11 protein-coding genes are annotated in these 20,854 nt (G+C 57.6%); all 11 read left to right on the top strand.

Annotation, left to right across the window (positions count from 1 at the left end; translation table 11 throughout):
- Positions 1-5: 5 nt before the first annotated feature.
- The 11 genes from AC0YNU_RS06250 (at position 6) to AC0YNU_RS06200 (ending at position 20,819) form a co-directional block, all read left to right on the top strand.
- Positions 6-1,496, top strand: coding sequence for an ABC transporter substrate-binding protein (locus tag AC0YNU_RS06250; RefSeq protein ID WP_475754344.1), 1,491 nt, complete (start codon positions 6-8; stop codon positions 1,494-1,496).
- A 242-nt stretch (positions 1,497-1,738) separates the two neighbouring features.
- Positions 1,739-2,656: an ABC transporter permease gene (locus AC0YNU_RS06245; RefSeq protein WP_475754342.1), complete on the top strand. Its 918-nt coding sequence runs from the start codon at positions 1,739-1,741 to the stop codon at positions 2,654-2,656.
- Between the two features lie 15 nt (positions 2,657-2,671).
- Positions 2,672-3,565 (top strand): carbohydrate ABC transporter permease, encoded by an 894-nt coding sequence (locus AC0YNU_RS06240; protein ID WP_475754340.1) that lies wholly within the window; start codon positions 2,672-2,674, stop codon positions 3,563-3,565.
- 114 nt (positions 3,566-3,679) lie between these two features.
- Positions 3,680-5,275 carry an ABC transporter substrate-binding protein gene (locus AC0YNU_RS06235; protein ID WP_475754338.1) on the top strand — a complete coding sequence of 532 codons (1,596 nt, stop codon included), beginning with the start codon at positions 3,680-3,682 and terminating at the stop codon, positions 5,273-5,275.
- A 345-nt stretch (positions 5,276-5,620) separates the two neighbouring features.
- On the top strand, positions 5,621-7,987 hold the full coding sequence (locus AC0YNU_RS06230; protein WP_475754336.1) for a helix-turn-helix domain-containing protein: 2,367 nt from the start codon (positions 5,621-5,623) through the stop codon (positions 7,985-7,987).
- Between the two features lie 138 nt (positions 7,988-8,125).
- The gene (locus AC0YNU_RS06225) at positions 8,126-12,019 is read left to right on the top strand and encodes an OmpL47-type beta-barrel domain-containing protein (RefSeq protein WP_475754334.1); all 3,894 of its coding nucleotides are present in this window, start codon (positions 8,126-8,128) and stop codon (positions 12,017-12,019) included.
- Between the two features lie 548 nt (positions 12,020-12,567).
- A complete protein-coding gene (locus tag AC0YNU_RS06220) occupies positions 12,568-13,902 on the top strand; it encodes a DegT/DnrJ/EryC1/StrS family aminotransferase (protein WP_475754332.1) in 1,335 nt (444 codons plus the stop codon).
- 141 nt (positions 13,903-14,043) lie between these two features.
- Positions 14,044-14,793 (top strand): sugar phosphate isomerase/epimerase family protein, encoded by a 750-nt coding sequence (locus AC0YNU_RS06215; RefSeq protein WP_475754330.1) that lies wholly within the window; start codon positions 14,044-14,046, stop codon positions 14,791-14,793.
- A gap of 3 nt (positions 14,794-14,796) precedes the next feature.
- Positions 14,797-17,145 carry a helix-turn-helix domain-containing protein gene (locus AC0YNU_RS06210; protein ID WP_475754328.1) on the top strand — a complete coding sequence of 783 codons (2,349 nt, stop codon included), beginning with the start codon at positions 14,797-14,799 and terminating at the stop codon, positions 17,143-17,145.
- A gap of 332 nt (positions 17,146-17,477) precedes the next feature.
- A complete protein-coding gene (locus AC0YNU_RS06205) occupies positions 17,478-18,848 on the top strand; it encodes a neutral/alkaline non-lysosomal ceramidase N-terminal domain-containing protein (protein ID WP_475754326.1) in 1,371 nt (456 codons plus the stop codon).
- Between the two features lie 282 nt (positions 18,849-19,130).
- Positions 19,131-20,819: a type 2 periplasmic-binding domain-containing protein gene (locus AC0YNU_RS06200; protein ID WP_475754324.1), complete on the top strand. Its 1,689-nt coding sequence runs from the start codon at positions 19,131-19,133 to the stop codon at positions 20,817-20,819.
- Positions 20,820-20,854 lie beyond the last annotated feature (35 nt).

Below are 20,854 nucleotides of genomic sequence, written 5' to 3'. Positions count from 1 at the left end.
TTCATATGGCAACAAGGCCTATCAGGGCATCGGGACGAATGCTGCTCGGGACTCTCGGGTTGGCGGCTGCCGTTATCGCCGGCGGCTGCTCCTCGGTGCTGTTCGGTACGGAATTGAAGGAATCGGCCGTGCCGGGAACGGACAAGCCGGTCGAGCTGATCTGGTATTATCCCGAATATCGGGCCAACGCCGATCTTGCCCTCGTGAACGAAGAAGTCAATCGAATCGTCAAAGCGAAGATCAACGCGACGGTTCGGCTGATGCCGATCGACTTCGGCAGCTACGAGCAGAAGATGAACACGTTGGTCGCCTCGAACGAGCCGGCCGACATCATCTGGACGTCCAATTGGCTGTTCTCGTGGACCGATAACGTCAAGAAAGGCGTCTTCCGCCCCGTGCAGGACTTGCTTCCCGAAGCTGCCCCGCGGCTGCTCGCGTCTCTTCCCGAACGGTTCTGGAACGACGGCAGGCTGAGCGGAGCCCAGTACGGCATTCCGAATTACCAAATCGCCGCGATGCGTCCGAGCCTGGTCGTCCAGAAGAGGTTCGCCGACAAGTACGGGCTGGACGCCGGCTCGATTCGCAGGATCGAAGATATCGAGCCGTTCCTGAAGCGAATCAAGGACGATGAACCCGGAATCGTTCCCTTCGGCACGACGCGCGGGTTCTACATGAACATGCTGAACGGCATCGATTGGCGGGTCCCGGTGTACTTGGACGATCCCTCCCGCGAGCTGCTGCCGGACGTGCCTTCGGAGATGGCGCGCTACTTCGAACTGGTCCGCTCTTGGTACGTCCAAGGCTATATCAACGAAGACGCCGCCACCTTGCGCGAAGCTTCGGACGCCTACGTCAAAGGGAATGCGGCGGTGTGGTTCGATCCGACGGGCAAACCGGGTTCGGAGGCGGAGTTCAAAGCGCAGGACGGCGGCAACGACGTCGAGCTTATACCGCTGGCAAGCCCTTATTTTACGGGCGCCGGAAGCTCGATGAACGCCATCTCCCGAACGTCGAAGAATCCCGAGCGGGCGCTCTCGTTCCTGGAGCTCGTCAATACCGACAAGGAGCTCTACAATTTGCTCGTGTACGGCATCGAAGGCAAGCATTACGCCAAGACGACCGGCAACTTCATCCGCATCGACCCGGACGCCGGTTATTACACGAATACGGACTGGGTGTTCGGCGACATCCGCAACGAGTACCTGCCGGAAGGCTCGCCCGCCGACAAGCTCGAGCAGACCGTTCGGATCAACGAAGAAGCGCGGTTGTCCGACTTCTACGATTTCGTCTTCGACGGAGATTCCGTCAAGGCGGAGCTGGCCAACGTCCGGGCGGTGAACGAGGAATATTACGGCTCGCTCGCGACCGGAACCGTCGACCCGGGGAAATACCTTCCGATTTACGAGGAACAGCTGAAGAAAGCAGGAAGCGACGTCATCGTCGCCGAGAAGCGGCGCCAATTGAACGCGTGGCTGACCGCCAAAGGGCTTAAATAGGCTTGGATAATAGCCTGGCGCGATGTCGGCAAAAAGCCGGGAAGAGAGGGGAATCCCCCCGATCTTCCCGGCTTTTTCGCGTCTTCGGGATTTGAATCCGAATTCTGCACGAAAGTGCGCATCGAACATCGCGCGAGTAGAAGAAAGTACAGTTTTTGCACTATATTCGTCCCGGCTCGGGCCGTTATCGTGGATATCAAGGCACCGCAACCTACTATACCGGCAAGGAGGAACAGACCACCGTGAGGCGAAACAATGTCACCCGCTTTATTGGCAGAAACATCGAACTCTTCATCTTTTCGCTTCCCGCCGTCCTCTACATTTTTGTCATGGCGTACGTGCCGATGTTCGGCACCGTCATCGCCTTCAAGAATTACGAGTACGACAAGGGCATTCTCGGAAGCGACTGGGTCGGCTTCAAGAATTTCGAATTCCTGTTCAAGAGCGAGAACGCTTTCCGAATTACGCGCAACACCATTCTGTACAACCTCAGCTACATGCTGATGACCACGATCTTCGCGTTATTGGTCGCCATCCTGCTGCACGAGATCTCGAGGAAATGGCTGAAGCTGTACCAGACCGCGATGATCTTGCCCTTCTTCCTGTCCTGGGTCGTCGTCAGTTACATCACGATGGCGTTCCTCGACCACCAGAACGGGTTCCTGAACGGCTGGCTTACCGCGCTCGGCTTCGAGAAAGCGCAGTGGTATTTCGACGCGCACGTCTGGCCCTATATTCTGAACATCGTCCATCTCTGGAAAAGCATCGGCTTCTCGGCGCTCGTCTACTTTGCCGGCATTCTCGGAATCGACGCCGAGCTGTACGAGGCGGCGCGGATCGACGGAGCCCGAAGGTGGCAGATGATTCGGAAGATTACGCTTCCCCAGCTGACGCCGCTCATCATTATCTTGCTGATCCTCAGCGTAGGGAACATGTTCAGGGGCGATTTCGGGCTTCACTACTTCATTCCGAACAACAACGGCATGACGTATTCCACGACCGACATCATCGATACCTACATCTACCGGGCGCTGAGCACGCTTGGCGACGTCAGCATGGCTTCTGCCGTCGGCCTGTACCAGTCGTTCGTCGGCTTCGTTCTCGTCGTGCTGGCCAACTTCACGGTTCGCAAAATCAACGAAGAGAACTCGCTCTTCTAGAAAGGAGATGATTCCATGCCCGGCTCCAAAGGGTTCCGATGGTCGACGCTGTTCATCCATCTGTTTTTCGCTTGCCTGACGCTGTCGATGCTGATTCCGCTGGCGCTGATCATTATCGTCTCGCTGACGGATGAACAGTCGATCGTGCAGCACGGCTTTCGCGTCATCCCGGACAAGTTGTCTACCACCGCCTTTCACTATTTTCTCAAGACGCCCGACACGCTGCTTCGCGCCTACGGCGTGACGATCCTGGTCAGCGTCATCGGCACGATTCTGAGCCTCATCCTTACCTCCACGATGGGCTACACGCTGTCCAGACGGGACTATGGCCTGAACAGGGTGACATCATTCTATGTGTTCTTCACCATGCTGTTCAGCGGCGGTCTCGTTCCTTTCTACATCTTGATGACGCAGGGGCTGCATCTGAAGGATACGTTCTGGGCGATGATCGTTCCCGGCCTGCTCAGTCCGTTCTACGTGCTGATCATGAAGGGGTTCATGTCCAAGATTCCCTACGAGATTATCGAATCGGCCAAGGTGGAGGGAGCCCGGGAATGGCGGATTTACGCCAGCCTGATTCTCCCTTTGTCGAAGCCGGCGCTCGCGACGCTCGGGCTGTTCATCCTATTCAACTTCTGGAACGAATGGTTCAACGCCATGCTGTTCATCGACAACCCCAAGCTCGTGCCGCTGCAGCTCTTGCTGGTGCGGACCATGAACTCGCTTGACTTTATTACTTCGAGGCCCGAATTCTCGGCGGCGATGGTCAACTTCGACATGTCGAAGTTTCCCAATACGTCGGCCAAATTCGCGATCGCGATCCTCTCGGCGGGACCGATGCTGCTGGTGTTCCCGTTCTTCCAGCGGTTTTTCGTCAAGGGGCTGACGGTCGGGGCCATCAAGGGCTGATCCGACGATAGAGATTTGGCGCGACGAGGAGAGGAGGTGAGCGAGGAAGACGATCCGAGCGCTTATTCTAAATGAAGTTCGCTGTTCCAACCATCATTCAAGGAGGGTTTTACCATGGAAAACACACAGAACAAGAGAAACGGGTTGCGATTTGCGATGACGTTGGCTTTGGGCTCCGCGCTTGTCCTGACTTCCGCTTGCGGCAATAACTCGAATTCCAACTCGAATTCCAACTCGGACGCCAATTCGAACGCCAATTCGGACGCGAATTCTAACGCGAAATCGAACAATGCGAACGCGTCTTCCGGTTCGAATGCGAACGCCGCGGCATCCGACGCGCCTTCGGAGACCGAACTGGCTCCGGTCGAGCTGACCTGGTATTACCCGCAGAATGCCGAGAACGCCGACCTAAAGCTCGTCAACGACGAAGTGAACAAAATCACGCAAGCCAAAATCAACGCGACGATCAAGCTGAAGCCGATCGACTTCGGCAACTACGAGCAGAAGATGAATACGATCGTCGCATCCGGAGAGAAATTCGACCTCATCTGGACGTCGAACTGGCTGTTCAAGTTCGATACCAACCAGAAGAAGGGCGTGTTTACCCCGCTAGATGATCTCCTGAACACGGTCGGCAAGGACCTGTACGCGACGATGCAGGAGAAATTCTGGAACGACGCCAAGCTGGAAGGCAAGATCTTCGCCGTTCCGAACTATCAGATCTCCGCAAGCCGGCCGAGCTTTGTTCTTCAGAAGCGGTTCGTGGACAAATACAACTTCGACGTCAGTTCGATCAAGAAGATCGAAGATCTGGAGCCGTTCCTGAAGACGATCAAGGAGAACGAGCCGGGCATCACGCCGTTCGGAACGACCCGGGGCTTCTACAGCGGCTTGCTCTACGGCATTGAATCGAAGGTTCCGGTCAAATATGACGACCCCGCTTTTACCGTCCTTCCGGACATTACCGACGAGCTTAGGGACTATTACAAGCTGGCGCATTCCTGGTATACCAAAGGTTACATCAACGAGGACGCGGCCACGCTGAAGAGCGCGGCGGACGCCTACAAGAAGGGAACGACGGCCGCCTGGTTCGACGTGACCGGCAAGCCGGGCTCCGAGGTCGAGTTCAAGGCAGCGGACGGCGGCAACGACGTCGTGCTGGTTCCGCTGGTCCAATCGGTCTTCACTGGCGCCGCGAGCACGATGAACGCGATCAGCCGCACCTCCAAGAACCCCGAGCGGGCGATGATGTTCCTGCAGCTCGTCAATACCGACAAAGAGCTGTACAATCTGCTCGTCTACGGCATCGAAGGCAAACATTACACGAAGATCGACGACAAGTTCATCAAGATTAACCAAGACGCGGGCTACTTCACGAACACGGACTGGATATTCGGCAACGTAACGAACGAATACCTGCCGGAAGGCGCGCCTGCCGACAAGATCGAGCAGACGCTCAAAGTCAACGAGGAAGCGCGCGTCCCGCAAATCAGCGGATTCACCTTCGACTCGGAGCCCGTCAAGACGGAGATCGCCAACATGCAGGCCGTTCGCGACGAATACCAAGCCTCGCTCGGCACGGGAACGCTCGACCCCGAGAAGTACTTGCCGATCTACGAGGAGAAGCTCAAAAAGGCCGGCGCCGACGTCGTCATGGCCGAAACGCAGAAGCAGCTGGACGCTTGGCTCAAAGAAAAAGGATTGAAGTAAGCCGAATTCGAATCAACCGCATCGGCCGAGAACGGACCGGGATCGCCCGGCCGTTCTCGGCTTTGGCGCGTGAAAGGGAAGGCGCCTTCAGGATTGCGATTTCGCAGGGGAAGCATCGGAGGAAAAGGCGTTCCTCTCGTTCCTCCTCCCAGACTATATCGAAGACAATATGGAATTTGGATGCCTATATCTGCCTGTCCATTCACGGTTCTGTCCGAACTTCATCTCCAGAATTGAGAAAAGTGCATTTCTTGCACTTTTTTTTGGTTTATAATCTTGCTATGGTTGCTTACAAGACACCATCCTTAATCCAATCCACCTGCGAAATCGGAAAGAGAGGGCGTTATGAATAAATACCTTCGCAACTACAGGGAACGCAAATACCTCTTCCGAATCATGCTCTGGATCAATCTATTGATCGTAGCCGTCATGCTGGCTTCGCTGGTGTCGGCTTATTGGTATTCGAAGAAAAACAGCCTCTCTTCCCAACGGGAAGCCAACGAGAAGGTTCTCTCCCAAATCAACTACAACATCGGCTACATGAACGAAACGGTCAAGAACTTCGCGATCTCTCTCTTCTACGACAACGATATGGCCCATCTCCTGTTCAGCAGGGAAGAAGACCGCTTCGAGGATACGACGCGCATCAACAAGCTGAACAAGACGATCGCCTACAATTCGTATATCCATTCGATCGTTTTCTACAACAGCAAGCGAGACCGCTATTTTATGGGCGGCGATTCCGATATCTCGAACGATGGCAGCAACCTGATGCCGATCATGAAAGATTATTTGGACGGCAAGCGTCCCCTTTACAAAATGCAGCTCATGCCCGTCGAATTCACGCCCGACGCGAAGCATCCGGAACGGAAGGAGGAAGTGTTCTCCCTGTTCCTGTACGACTCCTCGGACGCCTATTCCAAGTCGGAGAGCGTGCTTATCGTCAATATCCAGCCCGAGTGGCTGTTCGAGAAGCTGGATCTGCTGAACGACCGCGCGGCTACGGACGGTTCTTCCAACCAGATCTTCATCCTCGATCAGAACAAGGACATGTACAGTCCGTCCGGAGAGGGAAGCGGCGAGTTTGCCGCGATCCGAAGCGAGGTCAATCGGCAGCTGGAGTCGTCGCAGCGCGAGGTGGCGCAGTTCACGCATGCTTACGGGGGCAACAAACAAATCGTCAACTACATGGTCAATCCTTCCGTCGATTGGGTGATCGTCGACGTCGAGCCCTACGCGCACGTGATGAGGGCAGTCGGGCAATTGAAGGCGATCTTCTTCACGGTGGCGATTATCTGTTTCGTCCTGGCGGCACTCGCTTCCCTCTTCATCACGAAACGGCTTTATTCCCCGATTAACGTGCTGCTCAAGCAGACGCAGCGGCTACCTGGCGAAGGAGAGAGCGCGGACCTGCTTCTGGAGGAGACGGACGAGCTTGGCTATATCTCGCGCATCTACAGCCAAATGATCGAACGGATGACCCGGGATCGATCCCGGCAGGAAGACAACGAGAACATCATCGAGTCTTATTATCTTCGCAAGCTGATCACCGCGAGCTCGTCGTTCACGTCCGAGGACTGGCACGAATGCGTCGTCCGTTCTTACGTGCAAACGGATTTGACCCGGGAGAGCGCGGTCGGCGTGCTTAAGATCGACCAGTACGACAAGCATAAAGCGAGACTGGGAGCGTCCGATTTGCAGCTTCTGCAATTCGCGATTTCCAATATCGCGCTCGAGATTCTATCGGAAGAGCTGCGGTCGGGCATCGTCAATCTTCGGGGCGAGCACCTAATCCTGCTGGTAGAGACGGGGGAGCTCGGAGAAGGCATCTATCCGCGGCTGACGTCGCTGCTGAACCGGGTTCAGAAGGTCGTCAAGGAATATTACGGCATTACGTTCACGGTTTCCTTGAGCGATCGGATTTCTCATTACGGCGATCTGACGCTTCATTACGAGCGCGCGCTAGACTACTTGCCGTATAAGATGAACTTCGGCTTCGGATCGGTTATCACCCCTCGGATGGTGGAGCGGATTCTGGAGAACGGCGAGTCTCAGATTCCGCAAGCGCTGGAGAAGCGATTCGTCGACGCGGTCCGTTCGAACAAGCGTGAACAAGTGCTGCTGGAGCTGGACCTCATTCGAGAATCGGTCGAGGCCATGAGCTACGACGCGGTCGTCCAGGCTGTGCTTCATCTGGGCATTCTCATTAAACAGACGATTCGCGAGATCAACCAGAACAAGCTGACGCCTCTTCTGGTCGACCTGCGCCAGATCGACCGGCTGGTCTTCGAGAACGAGACGCTGGACGAGATCTTCGAAGCCTACAGGACGCTGCTGGACGCGCTGTTCGTCGATCAGAAGCAACTCGCGGAGAACAAATTCCAAGTCATTCTGGACACAATCAAGGAGGTCGTCCAAGCCAACTATTCGGACCCGAACCTGAGCCTGCAGGAGATAGCCGATTTGCTTAAGATGTCGCCGGTCTACGTAGGGAGGATCTTCAAAAAGTACGAGACGATCTCCGTCGCCGATTACATCAACGAAGTGCGGATGCTGAATTCGGTCGTTCTGCTGGAGAACGACCGGCTGCAGGTGTACGAGATTTCGGAGAAAGTCGGCTTCAGCTCGCAAAGTTATTTTTTCAAACTGTTCAAGAAACGGTTCGGCACGACGCCCAAGGACTACCGAATCAAGAAATCGGTCGGATCGTAATGGAAAAATGCAAGAAAGTATCCATCGTGGAGCGCCGGAATGCCGGAAAGTATGGATTTTGCACTTCCGGTCCGGCTTCATCCTGATAGAGTGAGTAGCGTGGCATCGCCCACTATTCCTTTATGAGGAGGTTTCAACTTGTTCAAGAATTCGAAAGCGTCGAGAGTGTCGGGAGGGATATGGAGACTTATATTGGCTGCTTCATTGCTCCCGGCTGCCTTGCCTGCAGCGCAGACGGCCTACGCGGCAGGGACTGACTATCATGTCGCGACGAGCGGAAGCGACGCCGCGAACGGATCCGCAAGCACCCCTTTCAGAACGATTTCCTATTGCGCGCAGGTCGCGCAGCCGGGAGATACCTGTCTCATCGAGTCGGGAACCTACCGGGAGACGGTCAAGCCGGCGCGCAGCGGCCAGTCCGGACAGCCGATTACGTTCGCGGCGGCTCCCGGCGCGGACGTCACGGTCAGCGCCATGGAACCGATCGGCGGCTGGACGCCGTACGCCGGTTCGATCTACGTCGCTAGCCTGAGCTGGGATCTCAAGGAACAGAATCAGCTGCTGGCGAGCGGAAGCGGCGGATTCTCGCCGTTATGGGAAGCTCGCTGGCCGAATATCGGAGCCCATAACTTGCAAGCGCTTCAGCAGGGCGTTGCGACCGCTACCGGCGGTTCGGCGACGACGCTCGTCAGCTCCGCTTTGACGGAGCCCAGCGGGTATTGGACGGGGGCCACGCTCTGGGAACGGGGAGGAGACGCCTACGTCGCGCAATCGACCAAGGTGACCGGCTACGATCAGACGAGCCATAAGCTGACGTTCAATCCCATACAGAACAGCTTCGATTACATGGATCCCGAGGCGGGCACGACCTTCTACTTAAGCGGGCTGCTCGGCGAGCTGGACGCTCCGAATGAATGGTACGTCGACGGAGCTGCCGGGAAAGTGTATCTCTGGGCTCCGGGCGGCGGCGTTCCGACCGGCATCGAAGCGAAGAAGCGATTGACCGTCTTCGATCTGAGCGGCTTATCGTACATTCGTCTTGCCGGCATCCGGACGGTCGGCGGCAGCATCCACATCGACAACGGCGCCAGCAGCAACGTCCTCGACCGGATAGAGGCGCTGTATCTGTATACCTCGACCGAGTCGCACGGCACCTCCGTTCAACACCAATTGACGAACGGAATCAACGTCTCGGGCAGCAACAACGAAATCAAGAACAGCGAGATCGCCTATTCCTCGGGTACGCTGATTAATATCGACGGATCCAATAACCGGGTCGTGAACAACATCGTCCACGACGGAAGCTACATGGCTTCCTACGATCCGCTGATCAAGCTGACGAGCGGCTCGGAGAACCTGATCAGCAACAACGACATTTACAATTCCGGACGGTATAACATCTATTGGAGAACCGGAAGCGCCAAGATCCAGTACAACGACATCTACGACGGCATGTGGCTGTCGCGGGACGGTGCCTTGATCTACAGCTGGGGCACGGACATGGGCAACAGCGAGATCGCCCATAATCTGATCCACGACAGCAGGGGCACGGACATGAGCGTCGGGTTATACTTCGACAATTTCTCCAATAACGCCGTGGTGCATCATAACGTCATCTACGACAACAACGTCGGCATTCAGTTGAACACGCCGGGCAATTATCGGCTGATCTACAACAACACGGTCGCGAACAACGACCTGACCAGCATCGGGTATTGGGGCAACGCGCCTTACAACCAGGAGCTCTTCGGGACGCGGGTGTACAACAACATCTTCACGGGCAGCGTCTCGCTCACGAGCGACACATCGAGCGGATTCAACATCCTCTCCGGTTCCGGAGTGGGCTTCGCGAACGCGGCGGGAGGCAATTACCGCCTCACGGCCGGTTCTACCGCCATCAACGCGGGCGCCGTCATTCCGGGAATCGCCGACGTCTATGCCGGATCGGCTCCTGACGCGGGCGCCTACGAATTCGGAGGCACGGACTGGACGGCCGGAGCGGACTTGGACAATCCGCCGAATCCTTTGTTTACGCAAGTGAATACGCCGTATATGAACCTGATCAAGAATAACGGGTTCGAGAACGGCGGAACCGGATGGCTGCTGTGGTCCAGCGCCTCCGCCAACAGCTTCGTCGACGTTCCCAATTCGCCTCCCCAAGAGTATCGGGGCAAGAGCAAGCGCTTGATGCTGGCACCGGGCGGAGGCGTCGAGCAGAAGGTGACGGGGCTTAAGCCGAATACGGACTACAAGTTCGTGGCATGGGTCATGAACGCCCCGAATACGACCAATGAACGAATCGTCGCCGGCGTGTTGAATTACGGCGGCACCGCGATCGATCTGTCTACCGACAGCACGGCTTACACCAAGATCGAGATCCCGTTCCGCACGGGCGCGACGAATACGGACGCGCGCGTCCGCATCTACAAGCCCGGCAATGCCCAGGGCATCTCGTACGCGGACGATTCCGGCGTCATCGAGGCGACGGCGTTCGATCCCGGCGTCGACTTGTCCTCGCTGAAGGAAGTCCGGATCGAAGCGCCGAATCCGGTGTATACGGTCGGCGACCCGGGCACGCTTCCGCTATCCGGAATCTTGCAGAACGATCAAGCGGCAGACCTGTCCGCCGCGGACATCTCGTTCACCTCGAGCGACGCCGGCGTGCTGAGCATCGACGGCGTATCGAATTCCGCCGCCTCGTTCACGGCTCTCGCGCCGGGGCAGGTAACGATAACCGCGCTGGCAACGCTCGGCGGCGTGACCAAGGCGGATACGCAGGTCGTGACCGTATTCCCGCAAGGGACGCCGGAGGACGTGAACGGATGGTCCGTCCGAACGTACGGTACGAACGGAAGAGGCTTCGCGACCGAGGATAACGGCACGATCTCGCTCGTCGGCACGGGCGACAACGTGTGGAATACGTCCGACGACTTCGTCTATCTCAGCCAAAGCCATACCCTGAACAACCCGAACGCGAAGGTGACGCTGACCGCGACGATCGACTCGCTCAGCTCGGGCGATCCCGCTTCCGTCGGTCTCATGATCCGGGCTCAAGACGCCGGCGATTCCAAGCACGTTCATTTCCGCACGGACGCCACCGGCAAGGTGCTGCGGTTCGTGTTCCGCAACGAGGAGAGCATCCTCGACGCGCAGAAACCGCCGGCCCAGCAGAAATACTGGGGTTCCGCGACGGGACTGGCGCTGGATTACGCCGGCAAGAACATCGATGCTCCGTTCCGGATGAGACTGGTCAAGGAAGGCGATACCGTCACGGGCTATTACAACAAGGACGAACAGTGGATATCGATCGGCTCGACGACCGTCGAATTCGGCGGGGGCAGCTTCCTCGCGGGCATCGGCCTGTTCTCCGGCGCGGGCAAGCTCCCGGTCAAGGCCGTCATATCCAGCCTTGATATGCAGATCGAAGGCGAGACGACCGACGCCGAGCCTCCGGTCACGACGGTCGCGATGACGCCGCCGGTTTCGGGCGGATGGCTCGCGTCGGACGCGGAAGTCGCTTTGACCGCGGAGGACCAGGATTCCGGCGTGGCGCGCACGGAATATCGGCTTAACGGCAGTGAGAACTGGGTCGCCTATTCCGAACCCATTCTGATCAACCAGGAAGGCGCCAACCTGCTGGAATATCGTTCCGTCGACCAAGCGGGCAACGAGGAGGCGGTCCGATCCCTTGAGGTCTCGATTGATAAGACTGCGCCGGCGCTGAGTCTTCTGCCCGACCGGACGGAGATTTGGCCGCCCAACAAAAAGATGACGAAAGTGAACGTAACCGTTAACGCGAGCGACGCGGGAGGATCGGGGCTCGTCTCCGTGATCTTGACTTCGATCGTGAGCAACGTGCCTGACGCGACGGGAGACATCGACGCGCAGATCGGCACCGCTGCGACCTCATTCTCGCTGAAGGCCGTGAAGGGCCGGATCTATACGATCACGTACACGGCCGCCGACCGTGCGGGGAACCGGACGACAGGCACCGCGACGGTTGCCGTCCCGCATGACCAATCGGGACATTGACGGAACCTGACATGACGATTTCGTTCGTGCTCGCGCCGGGGAGATACAAGCCGACGAGCGGCATGTGAAGCCGGCAAGAGCTTATCGCGCTGAACGATGCGTATTGCAACGGCAGCGGTGCTTAATTGCCGAAGGGCCATGCGCAATGATGACCGGCTGCGATCGCGCAATGACGATAGGAAACCGCGGGGGTACTGCCCGCGGTTTTTGTATACGCGGAATCAGCGGCTGGCCCACCATTCGTCTTAGGAATTCAAAATGGCGCAGTCCGTGGCGTATGACCTTTGGCCGCAACTTGCACGCAGCGCGCCCGGGCGAACTTTAAGAAGGCGTATCGCCGCTCTCGCTTGTTTTGTCAGGTTGATGTGAGAATAGCTGCGGAAAATCCATAATCGGATCGGTCAATCTTTAAATCGGACTATAGGCAATAGGCCGAATTCTTGGCTATAGTAGGGGTATTAACCGATTCTGCGCTGCCGTTCGATACGGGAAACGTTGAAATTTCGTGCCGGCGCAGGGCTCGAAGGATGCGAAGGAGCGGTGACACGATGAGCCATGCAGAGCGGCTGGCGCTGTTCGGAGGGACGAGAGCCGTCACGGCCGATCCAAGAGATATGTTCGCTTGGCCGATCATAACGGAAGAGGACGAGGCGGCAGCGCTGGACGTGCTGAGAAGAGGGGCCATGTCCGGGATAGAAATAACGAAGCAGTTCGAGGACGATTTCCGCCGGTGGCTTGATGTTCCTTACGCCCTTGCTTTCAATAACGGCACGGCTTCGCTGCAGGCCGCCATGTACGGATGCGGACTGGGGGCCGGCGATGAGATCATCGGACCCAGCATTACATACTGGGCCTCCGCCCTGCAGGCCTATTCTCTCGGGGCAACGGTCGTCTTCGCCGATATCGATCCGGTCACGCTATGCCTCGATCCGGGCGATATCGAGCATCGCATCGGCGAACGGACCAAAGCCATTATGGTCGTGCATTACCTCGGGCATCCCGCCGACATGGATGCGATCATGGATATCGCCGGCCGCCATAACCTGAAGGTCATCGAGGACGTATCCCACGCGCACGGCGGGTTCTACAAAGGCCGCCCGCTCGGAACGGTCGGCGATGTCGGTGCCATGTCCCTCATGGCGGGCAAAGCGCTGGCGGCTGGAGAGGGGGGCATGCTGGTCACGGGCGACCGGACGATCTATGAGCGGGCGATCGCGCTGGGGCATTACGACCGTTTCAACGAAGAGGTCGAGAGCCCGGAGCTTCGGCCATATCGGGACCTGCCGCTCGGCGGGTACAAATACCGCATGCATCAGGTCAGCTCGGCCGTCGGCCGCGTACAGTTGAAGCATTATCCGGAGCGTCATGGGGAGATCGACCGGGCGATGAATTATTTCTGGGATTTGCTCGAGGATGTGCCGGGCATTCGCGCGCATCGTCCGGCAAAGAACAGCGGCATCCGGACAGGTGCGTGGTATGCGGCGCGCGGCCATTACCATTCCGAGGAGCTCGGCGGCCTGTCGGTGACAAGATTTTGCGAGGCGGTCCGCGCGGAAGGCGTCGACAACTGCCATCCGGGCTGCAATCTTCCGCTGCACAAGCACGCGCTGCTTCAGACGGCCGACGTGTTCGGCCATGGCACGCCGACGCGGATCGCCGGCGCCGCGCGGGACGTCCGGCTGCTTGACGATACTTTGCCGGTGAGCGAGTCGATCGCCGCCAAAGTATTCAGCATTCCCTGGTTCAAGCATTACAGGCCGTCGGTTATCGAGCGGTATGCGCTGGCTTATCGCAAGGCGGCCGTCCATTACCGGGAGCTGTTGGAGGACGATCCGGGCAACCCCCCGGAGCTGGGAGGCTGGAGCCTGTTTCGCAAAAAGTAGGTGACGGCGGTATGCCGAATGCGGCATGGCAGCGGAATTCCCCCTTTTTAAGCCGTCCCGAATGTTTTAAAATGCGTGTATAACGCCATTGCCCGTCCGTAAGCTCCTTGCTCGACGATGAAAGGGGTTGATCGTATCTTATTGACCGGAATCGTATCGGTTACCTTTCGTTCGCTGTCCGCCGCCGAAATCGTATCGCTGACGGCAAGAGCCGGCCTGCAGGCCATCGAATGGGGCGGAGACGTCCACGTGCCGCCCGGCGACTTCGAGCGAGCCGGACATGTTCGCGACCTGACGGAATCGGCGGGACTTCGCGTCGCTTCCTACGGCTCCTATTTCAAAGTGGGCATCGACCGCGATTTTCCCTTGATCCTGGATACGGCGGCCTGTTTGGGCGCTCCGAACGTCCGAGTCTGGGCAGGAAATCTCGGCTCGGCGGAGTCGGACGAGGCGTGGATAAGCAAGCTGACGGAGGAGACGCGGCAGCTGGCGGAACTGGCGCGGCAGCGCGGAATCTCCCTTTCCTTCGAATATCATGCCGGCACCTTGACGGATACGCTTCTGTCCTCGATTCGTCTTATGCGATCCGTCAACCTCGATAATCTTTTCATGTACTGGCAGCCTGAGCTCGAAGCGAGTCCGGACGACAACCTTCGTGCGCTGACCGGTTTATCCCCTTGGCTATCGAATATCCATGTGTTTCAATACGGCGCAGGACGACGGCAGCTGCCGCTGGAAGCTGGCAAGGCGGAATGGCGGCGGTATCTGGACGCCTTGCCCGTCTCGGAATCGCGGCAGCGCTATGCTTTGCTGGAGTTTGTGAAAGACGGCGACACGGAGCAATTGATCCGGGATGCAAGCGAGCTGAATCATCTGATCCGGGAGGGATAAGCGATGAACCTGCTGCGGAAAGCAAACCATAGAAAGAGCATTTTCCTCGCGCTCCTCGTCTCCTATATCGCAATTCTTCTCCTGCCCGTGGCGATCGGCACCTATCTGTACCACCGCGTCGAGCATATCATGGCGGACAATGCGAACCGTACGAATCAGGGGCTGCTCGATCAGATCAGGCTGGTCGCGGAGGACCGTCTTAACGAGATCGACAGCCTCTCCGTGCAGCTCGCCTTTAATCCGAAGCTGCAATGGGCGCTCAGCAATTACGAGAACGACTACATCAAGAGCCAGTTCAATCTGGTCGACATCATGAAGGATTTGCGGAATGTCAACAAGGTCAGCAGTTTTATTGACAGCTTCTTCGTCTATTTCAAAAACACGGATACGGTATTGAATACGTCCGCCAAGTCGAGCTCGGCGTTTTTCTTCAATAAGGTGCTCGTCTACGACGAAAAAAGCCCGGACTGGATTAAGAGCCACCTCCTGTCCGGCAACCGGGACAAAACTTACTTGCCTGTCACCTCCATCAAGGAGGGAGAGAGGACCAGCAATGTCATTACTTATATCCAGTCGCTGCCCCTGGGCGAGAAAGAAAACGTCAACGGCTATCTGGTCGTGTTCATCAAGGAGGAGGAATTCGAACGCCTGATCTCGCAGATCGAGAAAGTGAACAGCGGCTCGATCTATATCCTGGACGACAACGGGCAGATCATCCTGTCCACCGACCGGGATTCGACGCTCGGCCCGGAGCTGCTCGCCAAGCTCGGCCATACGAGCGGGTACAGCGACTTGTCCTTCGAGCGAGACGGCAAAGACATGATGCTCAGCTACGCGACGGGCCAGAACGGATGGAAGTACGTGTCCGTCGTACCGAAGCAGACGGTGCTCGCGCAGGTCCTGGACGTGAAAAACTTGGCGATCACGCTGCTGCTGCTGTGCTTGGCCGCTGGAATCATCGCTTCGTATATTATGGCTTACCGCAATTACAGTCCGATTCGCGACGTCGTCCGAACGATCATGCTGGACAACGACGCGGCGCGCAGGGGGGACGACAACGAATACGATTATATCAAGCAGTCCTTCCTGCATTCTTTGGGCGAGCGAAACCAGCTGAAGCAGACGCTCACCCAGCAGGCGCCCGTCATCCAGGCGAATTTCTTGTCCCGGCTGATCAAAGGGCAGATCGAAGTGTCGGCGCTCGGGGAGGATTCGTTTCATTTCATGGGCATACGGTTCGACCATGAATACTTCGGCGTCATTCTGCTGGAGGTCGAGGACGGGCGAGGACTGATCCGGGAAGACACGGAGAAGGAATGGGCCAGCGTCCGAGTGATGCTGTCGGAGCTATGCGTTGAACTTCTGGAGGATCAGGGATATATCGTGGAGCTGGACCGCAATAGGCTCGCCGTTCTGAACAACGCGGGATTGCCCGCGGAGCATACGTACCGCGAGCGGGCGGCCTTTATCGAGCGGCTGCAGGAAGCCGCGGGCCGGCATCTGAAGCTCAAGCTGACGATCGCCGTCAGTCAATTCCATAGAGGCGTGGAGGAGATCGGCAAATGCTATCGGGAGGCGCTCGAGGCGCTTGATTACCGGATGATCAAGGGGACCAACGCGGTCATCTACCACGAAGAAATCGCAAATCTGGAGCAGCGATCCTATCACTATCCGCTGGAATCGGAAGTGCAGCTGATGAACTATGCCAAGAGCGGCGACTTCGGCAATGCGGAGAAGCTGCTGGACCACATCTACGAAGCGAACTTCCGGTCCAACGGCCTGTCTCCGGAGATGGGGAAGTTCCTCGTGATCGATCTGCTCAGCACGGTCGTGAAGGTCATGAACAGCCTGCAGCTGCCGGACAAGAAGCCGTTCTGGCGAGATATCGATCCGGCGAAGGTCATCGCTGAATATGCGACGGCGGAGGACATGATGCAGGAGATCAAGGAATTGTACCGCCGGATTTGCCTGATCAACAAAGAAGACAAGACCGTGCACGGCGACCGGCTTCACTCCCGAATCTGCCACTATATCAACGAGCACTACAATGACAGCGATTTGAGCCTGTCGACAATGGCGGATCATTTCAACATCAGCCTGCAGTACCTCTCCACCTTCTTCAAGAAGCACAGCGGCGAGAATATTACCGATTATATCGCGGCCGTGCGCATTCGGGAAGCCAAACGGCTGCTGAGCGATCCTTCGGTCACCGTCGGAGACATCGCCCTGCGGCTCGGCTATGCCAATGCCGTCAGCTTCGTCCGTTTCTTCAAGAAGGCGGAGGGCGTGCCTCCCGGGAAGTATCGGGAAATGATGGCCGGCGGGAATTCGCTCGCGAATACGGCGGAATAATGGGGCACACGGGTTGGGGGGAAGCATTCGCGAAGCCCGGAATCGAGAAACGGTCACTCAGCCTTGCCGCGGAACGCGCAGTCAGCGCAGACGATAGACATTCCTTAAGAGGACAAGGGAGCCTCGCCTGACCCGGCGAGGTTTTTTTGTCTGCTCCGGCGAGGGTTTCGGTCCAGTCTGACGAGGTTTTAGGTTTGCTTTATAGATGGAATCGAGGATTTTAATAGCGATGCGTAATCCGGTTCATCCAGGAGTAAAACCGACTATTTTCAAGCTGTGAATGCGCTTTATATAGTGAGAACAGCCAGGCGGGGAAGGAGCTGGGGATGAAGATGGGAATGGAATCGGCGGCTGAAGAGGGAGCCGCGTCATCGGAAGCGGAAGATTCCGTCCCGGGAAAGAAACCGGAGACTGATCTGTGGCTGGGAACCGCGAGGCGGGAGATCACGCCTCGGACCCCGATGCCGCTGGCCGGCTTCGGCCATCGTACGGGAGATTTCGATGCGGTTGCGCATCCGCTGTTCGTCAAGGCTTGGTTCTTCAAACAGACCGACGCAGCGGGACGGGATAGGCAAGCTTTGATCGTTCAGGCCGATATTTTGGCATGGAGCACTGCGCGGGCGGAGGCCATTGAAAGCCGTCTCGCAGAACGGTTCGGAATGCCTGCCTCCGCGGTGATTCTTAGCGCGACGCATACCCACAGCGGACCTTGGACGGTGAATTTGCTGCATCCCGCGAACGACGAATACGTGGCGTATATGGAGGGGCGGCTGTTTGAAGCTGTCGACGAGGCGAGCCGAGCGCTGTCGCCCGTCTCGATCGAGAAGGGAACGGCCGAATGCCGGATCGGCATCAACCGCCGCAAGCGGGTCGGAGACCGGATGACGATGGCTCCGAATCCCGACGGGCCGTTCGATCCCGAGGTGATCGTGCTCCGTTATCGCGATAGGCAGTCGAAGCGGACGATGGGCGTCATGATTCACTATGCGTGCCATCCGACCGTCACGGACGACAATCTCGTCTCCTCGGAGTACCCGGGCATCGCGATGGCGCGCGTGGAGGAAGCGGTCGGCGGCGGGGCGATCGTTTCGTTCCTGCAGGGCTGCTGCGGGGATATCCGTCCGGCAATGATTCGGGACGGCGAGTTCTACCGGGGCTCGGATGCCGATGTATGCCGGTTGGGAGAGCGGTTGTCCGACGCCGTGCTGGGCGCATTGGACCGGCAGATGGAGACGTTGGCTTCCTGTCCGATCGTATCGGCCAGCGATTACGCTTTGCTGCCGTTCGCGCGCGTGCCCAGCAAGGAGGAACTGCTGGTCGGAAGCGAGGAGCCGGGCATGAGCGGAGATTGGTGCCGATTGCTGCTTGAGAGCCCGGCGCGCACGGCCGCGAGCATGCCGCTTCGAATGAGCCTGCTTACGCTCGCAGAAGGGCTTTCTTTTTTGACGATGAACGGCGAAATGGTGGTCGAATACGGCCTGCATGCGAAGCGCATCAGCCCCGGCGTGCTGCCGCTGGCCTACTGTAACGGCATGGTGGGTTACGTCCCGACGGAGGTACAGCTTGCCGAAGGGGGATACGAGGCGAAGGAGTCGATTTATTACTTCGGATTGCCGAGCCCGTTTGCGCCTGGGGTCGAGTTCGCTGTGCGCGAGACGGCTACGCGTCTGATCGGCGGAGACGCTCCGGTGCGAGAACCATGAAGATTTTCAAGTATCGATATATTTACGTTAGGTAATATGACATAATCTCATTAAAGTTAAGCGAAATTTATCCAAATAACATACGAATACGCGAATCGACAGTCGGAAACGCCTATAAACCACGGATTCCACACTTGTAACAAGCATCTTGTGTGAAGAAAATTAACATAAAGACGTAATTTAGATCACGCATCTATAATATGGGCTATATTCAGTGCCCTGGACCGCCCTTATAGTGAAGGCAAGCCGAGAGAGGCCAAAACATAATCGGGAGGGTATCACATGAACAAGATGTGGAGAAAGGAACGCAGCGCTGTCGCGCTGTCGCTGGCGCTGCTCGCCGGTCTGACAGCCGCGTGCAGCGGCAGCAACAACGAGCCGGCGGACGAGGGCAGCAGTCCGCCGGCGTCGAACGCCAACGCGGGAGGGACGAACGCAAATGCGGACGCATCGAACGCAAACGCGGAAACAACCGCCCAGACGACCGCAGGACCGAAGTATCCGGCTTCTCTGACCTACTGGGTGCCGATGGATACAGGCGCCGCCGTCACGATCAAAGATTATAACGAGATGGGCCTGTACAAGGAATTGACGAAGATCACGGGCACGAAGATCGAGTTCCAGCATCCTCCCGCAGGGGAAGCGCAAACGAAGGACCAGTTCAACCTGATGATGGCCACGGGCAAGCTGCCGGACGTGATCTACACGAACTGGGCGGCGAACTATCCGGACAAGGCGATCAAGGACGGCAAAATTCTCCGGCTGAACGAACTGATCGACAAGTACGCGCCTAACCTGGCCCAGCTGCTGAAGGATAAGCCTTACGTCCGCAAAGCGATCACTACCGACCAAGGCAATATTTACGCCTTCCCGCTCATCGGCGACGATCCGCAGATCTACGTCTACCATGGATTGATGATCCGCAAGGACTGGCTCGACAAATTAAAGCTGCCGGTGCCGGCCACGATCGACGAATGGGAGAAGACGCTGATCGCCTTCCGCGACGGCGACCCGAACGGCAACGGCAAGAAGGATGAGATCCCCTTCTTCTACAGGCAAACCGATCTGGAGAGCAGCTATCCCTTCATCGGCGCCTACGGCATTACGCCCGGCTTCTACCAGGAGAACGGGAAGGTACTGTTCGGTCCGTCGCAGCCTGCCTTCAAGGACTTCCTGACGTTAATGAACAAGTGGTACGCGGAAGGGCTCATCGACAAGGACTACTTAACGTCCGATCCCAAGATCAGGGACGGCAAAATGCTGGACGATCAGCTGGGCTCGATGGCCGGCTGGGCGGGAAGCAATCTCGGCAGCTACATTCAAATGAAGAAGGAAACGGATCCGAATTTCAAGCTGGTGGGCACGACGTTCCCGTCGCTTAAGCCCGGCGAGAAGGCGCTCTCGAAGGTAGGCGCATTGATCACCGGCAACGGTTCTGCGATATCCGCTTCCGCCAAGAATCCGGAAGAAATCGCGGCCTGGCTCGACTACGGCTACGGCAAGGAAGGCTCCCTGCTCTTCAACTTCGGCGTCGAAGGCGAGAGCTACACGATGGTCGACGGCAAGCCGAAATACACCGACCTCATTCTGCACAACCCGAATAAATTGTCCATCGCCGAGGTGCTCGCGACCTACGCGCTGCAGACGTCGGGCGGTCCGTTCGCCGCGGATTCGGACGCCGACCGGCAGTGGCATGCCGATCCGGAGCAGACGGACGCCATGGAGAAATGGGTCGATGCCGACCATTCGAAGGAGCTCCCGGGCGCGCTGCTGAACGCGGACGAACAGGCGAAGTACGCGTCCATCATGACCGATCTGAATACCTATAACAGCGAGATGATGAACAAGTTCATCATGGGCCAGGAGCCGCTGACGAAGTTCGACGATTATCAGAAGACGTTGAAGCAGCTCGGAATCGACGACGCCGTGAAGCTGTATCAGGACGCTTATGACCGTTATCTGGCGAAATAACCGGCGGAAGGTTCGCTCCGGGGCGAGTGGCCCCG

Source organism: Paenibacillus sp. J31P316 (assembly GCF_056269105.1).
This window is presented reverse-complemented; position numbering and strand designations above follow the sequence as displayed.

Excerpts from the sequence above, each read along its gene's own strand:
- AC0YNU_RS06250 (WP_475754344.1), top strand. The coding sequence starts at position 6 with ATGGCAACAAGGCCTATCAGGGCATCGGGACGAATGCTGCTCGGGACT.
- AC0YNU_RS06240 (WP_475754340.1), top strand. The coding sequence starts at position 2,672 with ATGCCCGGCTCCAAAGGGTTCCGATGGTCGACGCTGTTCATCCATCTG.
- AC0YNU_RS06235 (WP_475754338.1), top strand. The coding sequence starts at position 3,680 with ATGGAAAACACACAGAACAAGAGAAACGGGTTGCGATTTGCGATGACG.
- AC0YNU_RS06230 (WP_475754336.1), top strand. The coding sequence starts at position 5,621 with ATGAATAAATACCTTCGCAACTACAGGGAACGCAAATACCTCTTCCGA.
- AC0YNU_RS06220 (WP_475754332.1), top strand. The coding sequence starts at position 12,568 with ATGAGCCATGCAGAGCGGCTGGCGCTGTTCGGAGGGACGAGAGCCGTC.
- AC0YNU_RS06210 (WP_475754328.1), top strand. The coding sequence starts at position 14,797 with ATGAACCTGCTGCGGAAAGCAAACCATAGAAAGAGCATTTTCCTCGCG.
- AC0YNU_RS06205 (WP_475754326.1), top strand. The coding sequence starts at position 17,478 with ATGGGAATGGAATCGGCGGCTGAAGAGGGAGCCGCGTCATCGGAAGCG.
- AC0YNU_RS06200 (WP_475754324.1), top strand. The coding sequence starts at position 19,131 with ATGAACAAGATGTGGAGAAAGGAACGCAGCGCTGTCGCGCTGTCGCTG.